Genomic DNA, 13,517 nt, shown 5'->3' with positions numbered 1-13,517 from the left:
CTTCCGTGACGCGGCCCCGTGACACGACTCCCGTGCCGCCGCTCATGAGTTGAAGATCGCGGTGGCCCCGTCGCCCGCCGCGAGACTGCTGTTGTGCACGTCGCCCTCGTTGTAGATGCCGTAGTTGTGCACGACCTTCTGGACGAACTCGCCGGTCTCGTAACCGCATTCGGCCAGCGCGGTCGTCACTCCGTTCGTCACCCGGTCCTGGATGCTCCGGAGGTAGCGGGTGCGGTCCATCCCCTGGAAGAGCGACGAGTCCTCCGCCGAGCCCAGTTCCCGCACCGACAGCGCCGGACCGTCGGGCAGCGCGCCCTCGTACCCGCCGGTCAGCAGCCGCCACACGGAGCCGAGCCAGCGGCCCAGGACGACGAGCGAGCGCACCGCGGACCCGGGCACCCGCACCAGGGCCCAGACGGCCTTGCCGAGCACGTTGTTGTGCCGGTGGTTGTGTGCCGTGCGGTCGGCGTCCTTGAAGTCCTCGCGGACCGGCAGCAGTACATGCGGGGCGATCTCCAGCATCAGCATCCGGCCCTGGGTGTGCACGCGCACGAATACCGTGACGACCAGCTCCTCCTCCCAGCCGCCGACGCGCACACGCAGGAAGTGCCGGCGGCGCTCGCCGCCCTCCTCGACCGCGCGGGCCCGGTGTTCCTCGAAGACCTGCGGGTGGTACGGCGCCTCCTCGCGCCGGCGCAGCCCCTCGACGGGCAGGAACACGCACTCGTCGATCTCCAGGCGGCGCAGCCGGTCCCGAACCGGATACCCCGCGAACTCCGAGGGCAGCCGCAGCTGTTCGAGCAGCGGCCGGATCTTCTCCAGGATCGCCCGGTTGTTCAGGGGCAGTTGCTCCCTCTCCTTGTCGGGCTTCAGCTCGACGGCGATCACCCAGGTGTCGAAGGCGAGCCCGGCCCCGCAGAAGGGGCGCTGCTCGTGGTACATGACCAGCGGGGCGTGCTGCTCGATCCGGATGCGCTCCTTGAGGCGCTGGAACCGCGGCGACTCGTCCTGCTCGGCAGGGTCGCCGGCGGTGTCCGGGAAGCGCCGCGGGGACAGCTCGGCGTCCAGTGCGCAGGCGAACCGGCCGCGCTGCACGGCGATGCACAGGGCGATCAGCGCGAAGAGGACGAGCACGAGCCAGGCCCGCCAGACCTTGATCCCTCCGGCCGCCTCGGCCAGGGCGCGGAGCAGCGCGTCGACCCAGCCGTCCACGTCGCTGCTCGACGAGTCGTACGGATCGTTCTCCTTCCCGGCCCCGAACGCGGCGACGAGGGTGACGAGCAGGAAGAACGCGAAAGTGAACCGGCCCGTCCAGCGGAGCCAGAGAGCGGGCAGCCAGCGGTACAGCGGCGGCTGCGCGGCACGGCCCCGGATCCGGGAGGCGAGGGCGAGCATCAGGCTGGGCAAGAGGAACATGAACAGCAGTGCGCCGATCAGCGGCAGCCCGACCACCCACAGGCCCAGGATCAGCCCGGCCCACAGCAGCTCCTGGCGGCGGGCGCGCAGGGCGTGGGCGAGGACGCGGGCCGCGTCCAGGCCCAGCGAGGGCGCCACGATCCGCTGTTCGTTGAGATGCAGTTGCTCGATGACCTGGTCGCGGTACCGCGGATCCAGGTAGGTGCCCGCGCAGAGCAACCTGGTCGCCTCGCTGGCGTGTGGTGGTGGTGTGGTACTCACGCCGGGTCCCCCGATGCGTGCGAAACCTCAGACCAACAGTGTTGTTGACGAACCATCAGCATAGGGCGGCGGACCGTCCGAGGGGACCGGATCGACAACCTTCGAATCCTTTGACGAAAGTCAAAGGAATACGGAGCCAGTGAGGAACAGGGAGCCGGGTCGACATACTGAGGGCGGCTGTCCCGTCGCCGAAGGAGATATGTCCATGGAGGAGCCAGGGTTCACCGTGCTGGTGACCGGATCCGGGAGCGGGGGACAGAGAGCCCTGCACGCTGTCGGAGCGGTGGCCGGACTGAGCCTGTGGCGGAGCAAGCTTCTTCTGAGCAGCACCCCCGCAGCGGTTCTGGATGAAGCCCCGCTCGACACGGCCATCGTCGCGGCCCGGCGCCTGCAGGAGGCTGGCGTAGCTGCAGCCGTCCGGTGCACGTGGTGCGACCGGACGGTGTCCCGCGACGAGACGCTGCTCGACCCAGGCCCCTGTGCATCCCGCTACTGGCCAGCGGCTCATTGCCAGGCGAACTCCCTGACCAGCTGTGATTGCGAGTTCTGCAGCACCTATGGGCCCACCGGCCTCACTCTCTAAAAACCGCATCGAAGCTTTGGCCCGTCCCGTAGTGGAACGATCCGCAGGGCCCAGCACGGCACCTGTGACGATCCTCCGCCCCGACGCGGGAGGACCATCGAGTAGCTGCCCATAGCGGTCAGCCGGCCTTCGCCGGTTCTTCGCCCGCGCCCGTATGGAGGCGAGGCGGTAGGAGTCGGTGCCGGTCTTGATGATGGTGCCGTTGAAGGCGAGGCGGTCGACGATGGCCGCGCAGAGGCGGGGTCGGTGAAGGTCTCGGTCCAGCCGCCGAAGGACTCGTTGGAGGCGATGGCGACGCTGTTCTTCTCCTCGCGCTCGGCCAGGACCCGGAAAAGCAGTTCGGCGCCGAGGCGGTCGAGCTCCATGCAGTCGAATTCGCCGATGCAGAGGAGGTCGACTCGGCCGTAGCGGGCGATGGTCTTGTTCAGCTGCTTCTTGTCGGCGCCTCGAACGGCTCGTTCAACAGCTTGGTGGCGAGGGTATAGCGGACGCGACGCGATAGCCCTGCATCGCGGCCTCGATGCCCACGGCGATGCGCATGTGGGACTTGCCGGTGCCGGAGTCGCCGATTAGGCAGAGCGGCTGGCTCTTCTTGATCCACTCACAGCTGACGAGGGTGTTGACCACGATGCCGGCGAGTACGACGCAGTCTGATACCGGCAGCCGTCCGGGGGGTGATGGCGTCGGGCAGGCCAAGAGGGGAGAAGCATAGTGGTGCGCTCCCAGAAATCGTCGGAACAAGATCGGCAGACACGTCGGAGAGTCTGCCCGACGACCTATCAGGCGTTGGCCGCGGTTCCGGTGTCGATGCTCATGGCGGAGACGGTCGGGTTCAGCGCCAGCCTCCGTGGCGAGGTTCCACATATTCGCCGAAGGGCGGATCGAACTCCTGCCCGTCGTCGTAGATCACGACGTAGTCCGGTTCGGTCTTCGAGGCGGCTGCGTGCAACCGGACGACGAGATCAGCGACAGGCACGGTCCGCAGTGACAGGGCTGCGGCCACCTGGGCTGCTTCGTAGCCGATGCCCGCGTTGTGCTTGCCGCGGGACCGTTCGAGGTGTTGGGCGGAGATCTGCATGATCTCCACATCGCCACCGCCCGAGAAGGTCAGGCAGTCCCGCCACTCCAGCCCGATGATGATCTCCAGCGCCTCCGCGAGATCATCAGCGAGCAGGCCACCTTGCCCTTCAGAACTCGCGAACACCACCGGTCGGCGCCCGTTCTGCTCGGCACACAGGAAGTACGCCCCACCGGCCGATTCCCCTGCGATTACCTCTAGCGGCGCACCCGAGGCAAGCCTGAAGCCCTCGCCATACTGCTTCCGGTGGATGTCGAAGCCGAACGACGACCGCAGCAGCAGATCGATCTCCGGGATGGCCCAGATCAGGTCAAGCAGACGTGCACTTGAGGTCATGGCCCGGACGATAGCGCTGTCGCTGACGGCCGGGCACCGAGGGGCACCAACGCCCGCGACCTCAGAGCCCTGGCCATCCAGCCAACAGCCTGGTCGACGTTCGTGAACTCGCCAAGAACAGCGAGCGGCAAGCCTGAACGACCGTTACCCATACACGGTTGCAGGCGTGGCCGGGGATGAGGCCATCGCATCGTCACGCTGGTGGGGCCCGGTGGTCGGGGTTCCGGTCGGCGCCAGCTGACGTCGTGAGTGTCAATCCCCTTGACGCAGCCAGACGGTGCAGCGCAGACGTGCCGAGGGGAACGCCCGGCTCCGGACACGCTGAGGCAGGCCCCACCGCTCGGAAGCCGTCGCGGCGAGAGCTGCTGCGGCGGCCTCCAGCCGGTGCCCAGGGCTGAGTGATGACCCAGCTCATGGCGTCGTCCCACTTCGACGCGGCGTCCCCCACGTTCGAGCTACCGTCGCTGGTGATGTGGACGGTGTAATCGACATGGCGCCGATACTGCCCATACGTGTTCGCGGACTCGAACAACACGCAAGAACTGTCGGACAGGCCGACGCGCCCTCGGAGGTCAACTCCAGAGCCTGTCCGGCGTCTGGTCAGGGCAGCCGCAGAGCGCGGCGATGCCGGACAAGTCACGTCGGCAGCACGCGCGTTGGGTCGCCCCGGGTGCATGACGGGCTCGCCGAGTCACGGGACTGGCATCTCGCCTCAGATCCGCCCGCCGGTCATTCGGGTGATCGGACCGTGCACGTGGTGACCCGCGCGGCGACCCGCCAGGTAGGACGTGGCACCCAGCACCGACAAACCCGCGCCCACACCAGCGGCAAGAACCTTGCGGTGGGCGATCACCGTCCACGCCGTCTTGGCAACGGCCGCGGCCTGTCCCGAGGCGTCGATGACGACCTGACGGCCGGCTTGGACACGTTCGGCCGTACTGTTCACGATCGCAGCGCCCGTTCCGGCTGTACGCTCGGCCGCGTCCACGGCTGCTGAGGCCACGTCGCCTGACGCCTCGGCCGTCTTGTCCGCCGCCTTCGCAGCAGGGGCAGTCGCCTTTGCCGTGGCCTGCCGGGCCTTGGCAGAAGCGCTCTGGTTGGCCTTGGAATCTTGATTCGCGTCACTGTTCGCTTGGCTCATGTACTGCGCGTTGCCGCTCGCGCCGACGGCAAACACACGCTGCCGTTCGGCGTGGACTTTCTACAGCGGAATGCGCTCGCGTGACTGCTGAGGTCCAACTCTCCCCGCGGGCGGGCGGGCTTCAGCCCCCCGTCGGCACTGCTCTCTCGAAGAACGTCTCCAGGGCCACAATTGCCTGGGTGCCGCTGACACCCTCGATTTCGTACAACCGACGTAGAACGTCCTGGAGTTGCTCGGTCGTCCCGGTCCGGACCTTGACCAGGACCGATGCGCTGCCCGCGATGACATGGGCCTCCTGCAGCTCGGGGATCGCGGCGAAGCGCTCGCCGGAGTCGCCCATCCAGGCCGATGAGTCGACCATCACGAAGGCCAACACCCCGCTGCCGACCGCGGCGGGGTCCACCTCGACCGTCGTGCGCCTGATCACCCCCGACTCGCGCAGCTTGCGCACCCGCTCATGGGCGGCACCCGCGGAAAGCCCGACCGCCTTGCCCAGCGCGGCGTACGCCTGCGCAGCATCCTCCTGCAACAGGTTCAGCAACTTCCGGTCCACCTCATCCACGACGCTCTCCTCCGAACCAACTCACCAAATTCCGTGACCTGACTGTATGACATCCTGCAATACTCCTCTCAGACAGGATGCACTTCAGGACATGCGTGTCAGGGTGAACGAAGGAGAACGGACATGGCCACCGGCCGTCCCGCGCTGTACGAAGTACTCGATGACAGGTTCCGTACGGAGAAGTGCGCCGCGGGTGACCTGCAACTGGAGACGCTCCACGTGGGCTCCCGCTGGGCGGAGGGGCCGCTGTACGTACCGGCCTGGCGCCAGCTGATCTGGAGCGACATCCCCAACGACCGGATGCTGCGCTGGGACGAGGCGAGCGGCGCGGTCAGCGTCTTCCGCTCGCCGGCCGGATACTCCAACGGCAACACGCTGGACCGCGAGGGCCGTCTGATCACGTGTGAGCAGGGCAACCGCCAAGTCACCCGCACCGAGCACGACGGCTCGGTGACCGTGCTCGCCGACCGTTACCGGGGCAAGCGGCTCAACAGCCCGAACGACGCGGCCGTGAAGTCCGACGGCTCCATCTGGTTCTCGGACCCGGACTTCGGGATCACCAGCGACTATGAGGGCCATCGCGCCGAGAGTGAGATCGGAGCCAACAACGTCTACCGGATCGACCCCGATACCGGCGAGGTACGGCTCGCGGCCGACGGCTTCGGCGCCCCCAACGGCCTGGTCTTCTCCCTCGACGAGAGCGAGCTGTACGTCTCCGACACCCGGGCCGGCCAGATCCGGGCCTTCGAGGTACGCGCGGACGGCACGCTCTCCGACGGCAAGGTCTTCGCCGAGACCAACGGCACGGGCGGCGGCCGCTTCGACAACATCCGCTTCGACGACCAAGGCCACCTCTGGGCTGCAGCCATGGACGACGGAGTGCACTGCTACGCCCCGGACGGCACCCTCCTGGGCCGCATCCTGGTGCCCAACACGGTCTCCAACGTCCGCTTCGGCGGCCCGAAGAACAACCGCCTCTTCATCACCGCCAACGACACCCTCTACTCACTGGTCATGGGCGTCAAAACGGCACCGATGACCCTGTGATCCCCACTCCCCCGCTTTCCCGAAAAGATCACCGTACGGAGCAGCGCATGCGGGCAGGACGGACCGCAAGATGTCCGTGGCCGGCTGGCCCCCACCTCAGCCTGATGTGGCCCCATTTCTCGATCTCGGGACGGGTTTTGGACAGGTACTCTGACCCCACCACACCGAGGGATGAGAAGCCGATGCCGCTGGATCCAGCCCGCGTTGAGCGGATCTCCGCTCTCGTCACGGAGTGCAAGCCGCTGCTTGGCTCGCCTGCGGGAATGGATGCCGTGCAGCGGCTGCTGAGTGACCGCGGAGTGAGCGTGATGGACGCGATCCTTGTCACGCGCGAGCTGCTCGGCGCGAGCCCCACCGCCTTGGGCGAGGCGAGGGGCATCGTGCTGTCCAGCCCGTCACGGGGAGTGGAACGTCAGCGTCATGCCGAACTGGTGGACACGCTGCTCGACGCGGTGCACCAGGTGGCCGACGACGGGTGACCCGCCGCCGACACCGGTGGGCCCAGCCCCGACGGCCCCGACGGCCCCGACGGCCCCGTGGAGCGACGACTCGGTTCTGGCTCACGTTCCCCGAGGACGATCAACGGTGCTGGAGTTCGTCACCTCCCGCAGGCCATGGCGTTCAGTCAGCCCAGCCCTGGGTGTTGGAGCAGGATTCGTAGGAGTAACGGGTCTCGCGGTCCCACTCCTTGCCGGTGATGCGTTGGTATGCCCGGTCCGGGGTGTAGAGCAGGGGCTCGGCCCAGATGAGGTCGACGGCGTAAGGCGTGAAGGCCGATGGGTCCTGAAGGACGGCGTCGAACTCGGTGCGGCCGCCGGCGACGACCGCGGCACGGGTGTACAGGAAGGCATCTGCGCCCAGGTCGTGTCCGTACTCCTTGCGGTCCAGCCGATACAGCGCCCACGACAGGTGTTCGGCAAAGCCGATGACCCGCGGCAACGAGGACTCGGCAAGCCGCTCGATGAGCACGGCTGCCAGGAGTTCGGCATCCGGATCAGGTTCCATGGGCCTGCAGTCCTCGATGAGCTGCCAGAAGGCGTCTTCGTTCATGCCAGCGAGCATGCCGCAACGGTCTGACAATCCTGGCTCCGGGGCACCGGTGTGCTGCGTCGGTCAGGTTCGCGTGGGCCAGGGCCGCACCGGACGGATGTGGTCAGGTTCGCACCGGTCAGGTTCCGCCGGTCCGCATCGGATGTCTGCTGCTTGGGCTGGCTGAGCTCAGCGGCCTCGAGGACCGTGCGATGCGGAAGGCCCCACTCATCCGCCACGGGGGCAGCAGACGAGTGGGACCGCTCAAGGGGCACACGCTCAGAGCGTGGTGTGCCAGGTCCCGCGGGCGAGTCGGGTGCGGCCGTCGGGCATGACCTGGACGCGGGCGCCGCGCACCGGGAGTTCGCCGTGCTGGAGCCAGTAGGCGCGGATCTCGTCCAGCACGTCCCACAGGCGCGGGGGGCCGCCTTGGTGGACGGTGGGCCGCTCGCTGCCGGTGGCGGTGGCGCGGGCCCACGATCCGTCCGCGTGCGCCATGACCGCGATCCGCCGCTCCCTTGTCTGGTGGTAGGCGTGTTCGATGCCCGGGCGGTGAGGCCCAGCATGGAGTCGAGGTCCCATGCATTCGCCACGTCGAGGACCGGGTAGGGGGCGGTCGTCACCTGTTCGCCGTCCTGGTCGTGCGCGGCAGCGAGCAGTACGGACGGTGCGGGTGGGTAGTCCTCGCTGTGCCGGGCGTGCATGAAGCCGGCCCACTCCACCCGGCCCACGGCGCCTCCGTCGGCGGCCTTGTCCGCGGTGACGAGCAGGGAGGTGCCCGCGATGGTGGTCACCAGCCGTCCGGTGGGGCTGAGGGCGGTCAGCCATCTGGTGGGGATGCTGCGCACGGCCACCGTGGCGACGATGCGATCGGCCTGCCCGGGAGTCTGCGGGCAGGGGTCCGGTGGCATCGACCGTTTCGACGGTGGGGTGCAGCCCGATCGTATCGAGGCGTTCGCGGGCGGCCTGCACCAGATAGCCGTCGATGTCCACACTCGTGACCGCGTGGGAGCCGAGCCGGTGTGCGGCGAGCGCCGTGCCATAGCCGCTTCCCGTGCCCACATCCAAGAGCCTGTCACCGTCGTCGATCCGGGCGTGCCGGTACATGGGGTGACCAGGAGGCTGGGCAGGGTGGCGGAGGATGTCGGCCGGCCTGTGGGATGGTCGTCGGCCTTGGCACGGTCGGCGTGTAGCGGCCCGATGCGGGTGATGAGCGAGCGGTCACGGTAGGCCGCGCTCAGCCACTCCTCGTCACTGGCCGGTTCGCGCAGCGTCCACTGTCCGTCGTCGATCTCCCACCACTTGGGGACGAAGAGGTGGCGCGGCGTCCGGGTCAGGGGGTTCCGCCACCGGGACGAACGGTGCGCGGTGCGGTCGGCCTGGACTGCGGCGGCGGTTTCCCAGATCACGCAGTCCCTCCAAAGCCAGCAGCGGGGGCGGGCGCATCATGCCTGCTGGCCCGCGTGCGCACGACCCCCGCTGTATGGCGCCCCGAGCAACGGAGCGCCGCCGAATCGGATTCGACACACCCCGAAAGCGCGCGACCTGTGGCGATCCGCCCCGGAACAACATCGTCAAGCCGGTTGTGACCTCTGTCGGCGCAGCCAGCAGCTGGCAGCGCACTTGCGCGCAGGTCCGGCCGCGCACGGGAGTAAGCCGAATCAGTCGTGGTGGCGTCCGTCAGCAGGACTCGTCGTCCTTGACCGCGAACAACGTCACCGGCGTGTCCGTGGGGTGTCTGCCGGCTTCGGGCTCCTGGCTGCACACGGTCCAGTTGCGGTCATAGACCTGGAGGCGGTTCTGGCCGCTGGCGTCCTGGTCGTCCAGCACGTAGAACCCTGCGGCCTGCGCTTCGTCCTGGGCCGTCTGAAGATCCCTGCCGACGAGGTTGGGCAACGTGGCGGACTCCGCCTCAGAGGCAGGCTCGGACTCGGCGCCACGGGGGGAGGTGTCCGCGTCCGTGGGGTTGGCGTCTGTCGTCGGGTCCTTGGTTTCCTGCTCGGTGCTGTCGGTCTTGCTGGGGCTGGTGTCGTCGCCGCCGTCGCAGGCGGTGAGCATGAGCAGTACTGCGGCGGCGACGGCCGCGGCGATGGCTCGAGTGCGCATGTGGTGTCCCCCTACGGTGAGGCCTGATCTGAAGGAGCATCATGCGCCGCATGGAGAGGATGCGGAGGTAGAGCAGCGTTCCTGTGACACGAATGAGTGCTCGCTGCGCCCGTGCCCGGGCAGCAGGAACTGGCCCCACGATGCCGGAGTGGTCCCACTACCTGCCCGACCGTGTGTACCGCTGACCCTGCGGATGATATGACCGACCGATCGCACCGGGCTCGCGAAGAACGCGTCGGTGCTGACCCTGGCCAACTTGGGCCAGACCTGCTGCTCACCGGGGGCAGTAGGCCATCGGGTACCCCAACGCTTGAACTGGCTTCACCGGTCAGCTGACGCAGGCAAAGCAGCGGAAACTGCACCTCCCACGTCGCGTTCGTCGAACGGCGCACCGACGTGTGCTCACCGGTGAGGACCCAGGACTCGACGGGCTTCTCTTGATCCACGGTGAATTCACCGACGTACCGGCATAGTCGGCCCGCTGCTCGATACCCGCAGGCGTGCCCGTACATGTGTCCGACCCTGCGCTGACCGTCGTGTGACGTCGCGTGCAAGCCTCCGCAGGAGCATCCCTCTGGTCACCGCCCCCACCTGGCCCCCGGCTCGTTACCCTCCCTACGTGACACTCGATGCCCGGCGAACATTCGCACGCCAGGAAACGTGGCGTGCATGGCAGTTGCAGGGCCGCGTCTGCAATCTCTGCAGGCGTGAGATCCCCTTCGACCTGATGCAGGGCGACCACATCGTTCCGTGGAGCCAGGGCGGACCGACCAGCAGCGAGAACCTCCAGGCGATCTGCGGCTCCTGCAATCTCCGCAAGGGCAGCACGGCGCAGTCGGTCGTGAGGGTCCGTTTTTCCGCCGACCGGCTCAGCCCAAGCACGGCTCCGCTGCGGTCATGGCAGGCCGATGCCATGCCAATCGTCCTCTCCCGGCTGGGACAAGAGCCCGTCCTGGTCGAAGCGTGCCCGGGCTCGGGCAAGACGCGCTTCGGCCTTGAAGTAGCCCAGGAGCTGGCAGCCGAGGGGCAGATCTCACGTGTGCTCGTTGTCGTGCCTTCGCTGGCGATCGCGGACGGTTGGGCACGAGCATCTTCGGCGGCGACTCCAGGGGCGCCGACGCTGCCGCTGCGGACGCAACGTGACTGGCGGCCCGTCGACCCCATCGGTGACGAGTGGCTCGGGGCGGTCATCACGTACCAGTCGCTCTTCTCCTCCACCGAGATGTTCTTGGCCCATGCGACGGATCCCGGCCAGAGGACATTGGTCATCTTCGACGAGGTCCACCACGCGGGGGCCAACGCGGCATGGGGCATCTCGGCCCAGGAGGCATTCTCAGCGGGCGCGTGGGGGATCTTGTCGCTCACCGGCACACCGTTTCGCACAGGGCGCGACCCGATCGCGTTCGTGCCCTTCGAAGACGGCAACGCCCGCCCTCACTACCGCTACTCGTACGACCACGCCATCATCGACAGCGCTTGCCGGCCAGTTCAGTTCGTCGAGGCCCGTGGCGAGACGACATTCCGGACCTCTGACGACCAGACTCACTCCGTGACCTTCGACGACACAGGCGTGACGCAGGCCAGGGAGAGAGGACGTTTGCGCGCTGCGATCGAGTGGATCGGTGAAGGATCGATCGCCGAGCAGATGCTGATCGATGCCAACGAGTACCTCCTCAGCCTGCGACAACGCGGAGACACTGATGCCGCCGGTCTCGTCGTGTGCATCGACTGCGATCACGCAGCCCGAGTAGCCGCTCACATGGCTTCCCGTGTACTCAGCTTCCGTCCGGTCGTCGCCTGCTCCAGGCTCCATGACGACAACGATCCCGACCCGGCCAACGCGATCCGCCTGTTCCGCGCCTCGCACGATCCGTGGATCGTCGCGGTGAACATGGTTTCCGAAGGCGTCGACATTCCCCGGTTGCGGGCCGTGGTCTACCTGACCAACCGTCTGACCCTCCTGTCGTTCCGGCAGATCGTCGGACGGGTGGTGCGCACGGATCCCAAGAACGTCGACGACCACGGGCGTGTCTATCTCCCCGCCGATCCCCAACTGCTCGGCATGGCACGGCGCCTCACTGAGAACACGGATCTGCTTCCGCCTCCCCTCGTCATCGTCACGGACGGTGAACGTGCCCTCAGGGTTAGCAGCGGCGACGAAGGTGACCAGCCGAGGGGTTCATTCGAAGCGCTCAACACGGTGGGCGAACAGGGAGGCGCGTTCGATACCAACGGCCGCGACGCACATGCCAACCTGGTGGCATGCGCGCGATTGTTCATCGAACGCGAGGGTCTGACGGGGACAGACCCCGAATCCCTGGCCCTAGCGGCCGTCGACGCGCCTGAGCTGCGCCAAGCGCTGCTCGCCCTGCAGCAGAGGCCACTATGAGTGATCACCAGCACGCCGACTCCACCGGCCCCACGATCATTCTCATCGGCGGTCCGATGACCGTCGACGACGGCTCGTCGCTGGACTCGCGCCAGCCGGTAGCCGAAGACCCTGCCTCGCATGTAACTCATGTGAGTCTCGCAACCTCCCTGTTGTGGTGGCTGACGGCATCCTCGCTCGTCGGTCGCCTCCTCGATTCGGCCGGCGAATCCGCATTTGCTCTGCTGGTCGGCCAGCGAACGGTGGTCGAGTTGCGCCATGACGGGAGTTTGCGCCGTACCGGACTTCGCGCTGTACTGCCCGGCGGCACGACCGAGCTGGAACTGATCCGTACCTCGTTCGACGAACCGCTACCGGACACCTACACCGAGACGCATAGGCTCGAAAACTGGAACGGCACCCTCATGGGCACCGTGGGATTCAAGACCAAGGCCCCGAGCCGCCGATGGCGTTTCCTCAAAGGCAGCGAGTTCTATCTCGATAGGGCCGGAGCGAGAATCGGAGCCGCAGTTCTCATCGACACCAGTGAAACACTCACCCAAGGCGGCAATCTTCTCCCAGACCGATATGCGGACTTCGAGAAGCGACGCCTCACGGGGGATAGCAGCGTCGTCGTCATGCCACATACCCACCGGATCGAATCGCTGGTCCGCGGCTATCTGGCATGGGTGCGTGGCGGCCGACCCACGGCAGAAAAGATCTCCGCTCCGGTCACGACGTGGGATCCGACGGCTCCGCCGGATCCGCTCCACTACACCTGCCCCGTTCCGATCGAGGCGCAGTTCGGTGTCACCGGGCTGGTACAGGACGGCGAGTGGCGTGATCCATCCGATCTCGAAGCCGCCCGGGCGCTGCTCCAGGCGCGCTACGACCTCAAGATCGGCATCTGGGATCTCGTGGGAAACCCGACGCTCAGGAACGCGCTGCTGTCGTCCACCCCACAAGCACCGGCTCCGGCTCGGGTCGCTGCCATTCCCGCCGGGGCGGCCGAACGCGCGCAGAAGCGGGTCGCTGCAAGAACTTCTCAAAGAGCCGAGGCCGAGCGTGCTCTGGATCAGATTGGCGCGTCTTTTGGGCCATTGGAGACGCTGGGCTGGATACGTCCCGCAGAAGGACGAGGCTTCATGCACCTGCCCCTGACGGACGACTACCCACATTGGCCAGGGGACGATCCATTCCCCCTAGTCCAACTGGAGTTTGAGATCAACAAGCGGCAGTCGTCAGTGAGCGCATTCACCATCTTGTACAACCAGGTTGACATCTCACAGTATGTGACAGCTCGGCGTGAAACCTTTGAGAGCATCGCCGTTCCGGATCGCTGCCAGCTAGGCAACTCACGCCCGATCCTGTGGCGAGCGCTCGGCGGCTGGGCCGACGACGTAGATTGGCTGCAGCGGACCACCGCCCTAGCGGAACACACTCATCGCTGGCGTGCAGCGCTCCAGGAGTTTTGCAGCCAATGCCAACACGCGCATGCGAAGAAGTTTCAGAGGTCCCAACACCCTTTTCATGACAGCGAACCCGCATAGATTCGCCATAGCGGGAGAACCCACCGGCACGGCAATAGTG

Annotated in this window: 12 protein-coding genes and 2 pseudogenes; 4 read left to right on the top strand and 10 right to left on the bottom strand. The window is 67.2% G+C overall.

Features of this window, described 5'->3' with window-relative positions; genetic code table 11:
- Window positions 1-42: 42 nt before the first annotated feature.
- The 6 genes and pseudogenes from ACIOHP_RS45105 to ACIOHP_RS45080 all read right to left on the bottom strand — a co-directional run bounded on the left by ACIOHP_RS45105 (window position 43) and on the right by ACIOHP_RS45080 (window position 5,377).
- Complete coding sequence (locus tag ACIOHP_RS45105; RefSeq protein WP_401896901.1) at window positions 43-1,677, bottom strand: hypothetical protein; 1,635 nt, start codon at window positions 1,675-1,677, stop codon at window positions 43-45.
- A gap of 718 nt (window positions 1,678-2,395) precedes the next feature.
- Window positions 2,396-2,884 (bottom strand): annotated as a pseudogene (locus tag ACIOHP_RS45100) (ATP-binding protein); the annotation flags it as partial.
- Between the two features lie 208 nt (window positions 2,885-3,092).
- Window positions 3,093-3,674, bottom strand: coding sequence for a hypothetical protein (locus ACIOHP_RS45095; RefSeq protein ID WP_401896899.1), 582 nt, complete (start codon window positions 3,672-3,674; stop codon window positions 3,093-3,095).
- A 193-nt stretch (window positions 3,675-3,867) separates the two neighbouring features.
- Entirely contained in the window at window positions 3,868-4,350 is a 483-nt protein-coding gene (locus tag ACIOHP_RS45090; protein WP_401896895.1) for an AbfB domain-containing protein, read from the bottom strand.
- Window positions 4,351-4,386: 36 nt separating this feature from the next.
- Window positions 4,387-4,851: a hypothetical protein gene (locus ACIOHP_RS45085; protein WP_401896892.1), complete on the bottom strand. Its 465-nt coding sequence runs from the start codon at window positions 4,849-4,851 to the stop codon at window positions 4,387-4,389.
- An 85-nt stretch (window positions 4,852-4,936) separates the two neighbouring features.
- Window positions 4,937-5,377, bottom strand: a complete 441-nt coding sequence (locus ACIOHP_RS45080; RefSeq protein WP_401896890.1) for an Lrp/AsnC family transcriptional regulator — start codon at window positions 5,375-5,377, stop codon at window positions 4,937-4,939.
- A gap of 123 nt (window positions 5,378-5,500) precedes the next feature.
- Here ACIOHP_RS45080 and ACIOHP_RS45075 point away from each other — a divergent pair, with 123 nt between their 5' ends.
- Together ACIOHP_RS45075 and ACIOHP_RS45070 are read left to right on the top strand one after the other, a co-directional pair.
- Window positions 5,501-6,424, top strand: coding sequence for an SMP-30/gluconolactonase/LRE family protein (locus ACIOHP_RS45075; protein WP_401896887.1), 924 nt, complete (start codon window positions 5,501-5,503; stop codon window positions 6,422-6,424).
- 182 nt (window positions 6,425-6,606) lie between these two features.
- Window positions 6,607-6,903, top strand: a complete 297-nt coding sequence (locus ACIOHP_RS45070) for a hypothetical protein (RefSeq protein ID WP_401896885.1) — start codon at window positions 6,607-6,609, stop codon at window positions 6,901-6,903.
- Window positions 6,904-7,045: 142 nt separating this feature from the next.
- Here ACIOHP_RS45070 and ACIOHP_RS45065 read toward each other — a convergent pair whose 3' ends face one another.
- The 4 genes and pseudogenes from ACIOHP_RS45065 to ACIOHP_RS45050 all read right to left on the bottom strand — a co-directional run bounded on the left by ACIOHP_RS45065 (window position 7,046) and on the right by ACIOHP_RS45050 (window position 9,559).
- The gene (locus ACIOHP_RS45065) at window positions 7,046-7,474 is read right to left on the bottom strand and encodes a DUF4240 domain-containing protein (RefSeq protein WP_401896884.1); all 429 of its coding nucleotides are present in this window, start codon (window positions 7,472-7,474) and stop codon (window positions 7,046-7,048) included.
- A 258-nt stretch (window positions 7,475-7,732) separates the two neighbouring features.
- Entirely contained in the window at window positions 7,733-7,951 is a 219-nt protein-coding gene (locus tag ACIOHP_RS45060; protein WP_401897029.1) for a hypothetical protein, read from the bottom strand.
- Window positions 7,952-8,413: 462 nt separating this feature from the next.
- Window positions 8,414-8,560, bottom strand: a pseudogene (locus ACIOHP_RS45055) (50S ribosomal protein L11 methyltransferase); the annotation flags it as partial.
- A 573-nt stretch (window positions 8,561-9,133) separates the two neighbouring features.
- Entirely contained in the window at window positions 9,134-9,559 is a 426-nt protein-coding gene (locus ACIOHP_RS45050) for a PASTA domain-containing protein (RefSeq protein ID WP_401896881.1), read from the bottom strand.
- A gap of 619 nt (window positions 9,560-10,178) precedes the next feature.
- Between ACIOHP_RS45050 and ACIOHP_RS45045 the strand changes: the two genes are divergently transcribed.
- Both ACIOHP_RS45045 and ACIOHP_RS45040 read left to right on the top strand, forming a co-directional pair.
- Window positions 10,179-11,948: a DEAD/DEAH box helicase family protein gene (locus ACIOHP_RS45045; protein ID WP_401896879.1), complete on the top strand. Its 1,770-nt coding sequence runs from the start codon at window positions 10,179-10,181 to the stop codon at window positions 11,946-11,948.
- Window positions 11,945-13,477 (top strand): hypothetical protein, encoded by a 1,533-nt coding sequence (locus ACIOHP_RS45040; RefSeq protein WP_401896877.1) that lies wholly within the window; start codon window positions 11,945-11,947, stop codon window positions 13,475-13,477. Before ACIOHP_RS45045 ends, ACIOHP_RS45040 begins: the two co-directional genes overlap by 4 nt.
- Window positions 13,478-13,517 lie beyond the last annotated feature (40 nt).

This window comes from Streptomyces sp. NPDC087859 (genome assembly GCF_044742595.1).
Classification (GTDB): domain Bacteria; phylum Actinomycetota; class Actinomycetes; order Streptomycetales; family Streptomycetaceae; genus Streptomyces; species Streptomyces canus_F.
The sequence above is the reverse complement of the archived record's forward strand: the minus strand, read 5'-3'. Positions and strand labels throughout refer to the sequence as shown.

Coding starts and splice junctions, on each gene's coding strand:
- ACIOHP_RS45095 (WP_401896899.1), bottom strand. CDS start 3,674: ATGACCTCAAGTGCACGTCTGCTTGACCTGATCTGGGCCATCCCGGAG.
- ACIOHP_RS45090 (WP_401896895.1), bottom strand. CDS start 4,350: ATGCACCCGGGGCGACCCAACGCGCGTGCTGCCGACGTGACTTGTCCG.
- ACIOHP_RS45075 (WP_401896887.1), top strand. CDS start 5,501: ATGGCCACCGGCCGTCCCGCGCTGTACGAAGTACTCGATGACAGGTTC.
- ACIOHP_RS45070 (WP_401896885.1), top strand. CDS start 6,607: ATGCCGCTGGATCCAGCCCGCGTTGAGCGGATCTCCGCTCTCGTCACG.
- ACIOHP_RS45065 (WP_401896884.1), bottom strand. CDS start 7,474: ATGAACGAAGACGCCTTCTGGCAGCTCATCGAGGACTGCAGGCCCATG.
- ACIOHP_RS45060 (WP_401897029.1), bottom strand. CDS start 7,951: ATGGCGCACGCGGACGGATCGTGGGCCCGCGCCACCGCCACCGGCAGC.
- ACIOHP_RS45050 (WP_401896881.1), bottom strand. CDS start 9,559: ATGCGCACTCGAGCCATCGCCGCGGCCGTCGCCGCCGCAGTACTGCTC.
- ACIOHP_RS45040 (WP_401896877.1), top strand. CDS start 11,945: ATGAGTGATCACCAGCACGCCGACTCCACCGGCCCCACGATCATTCTC.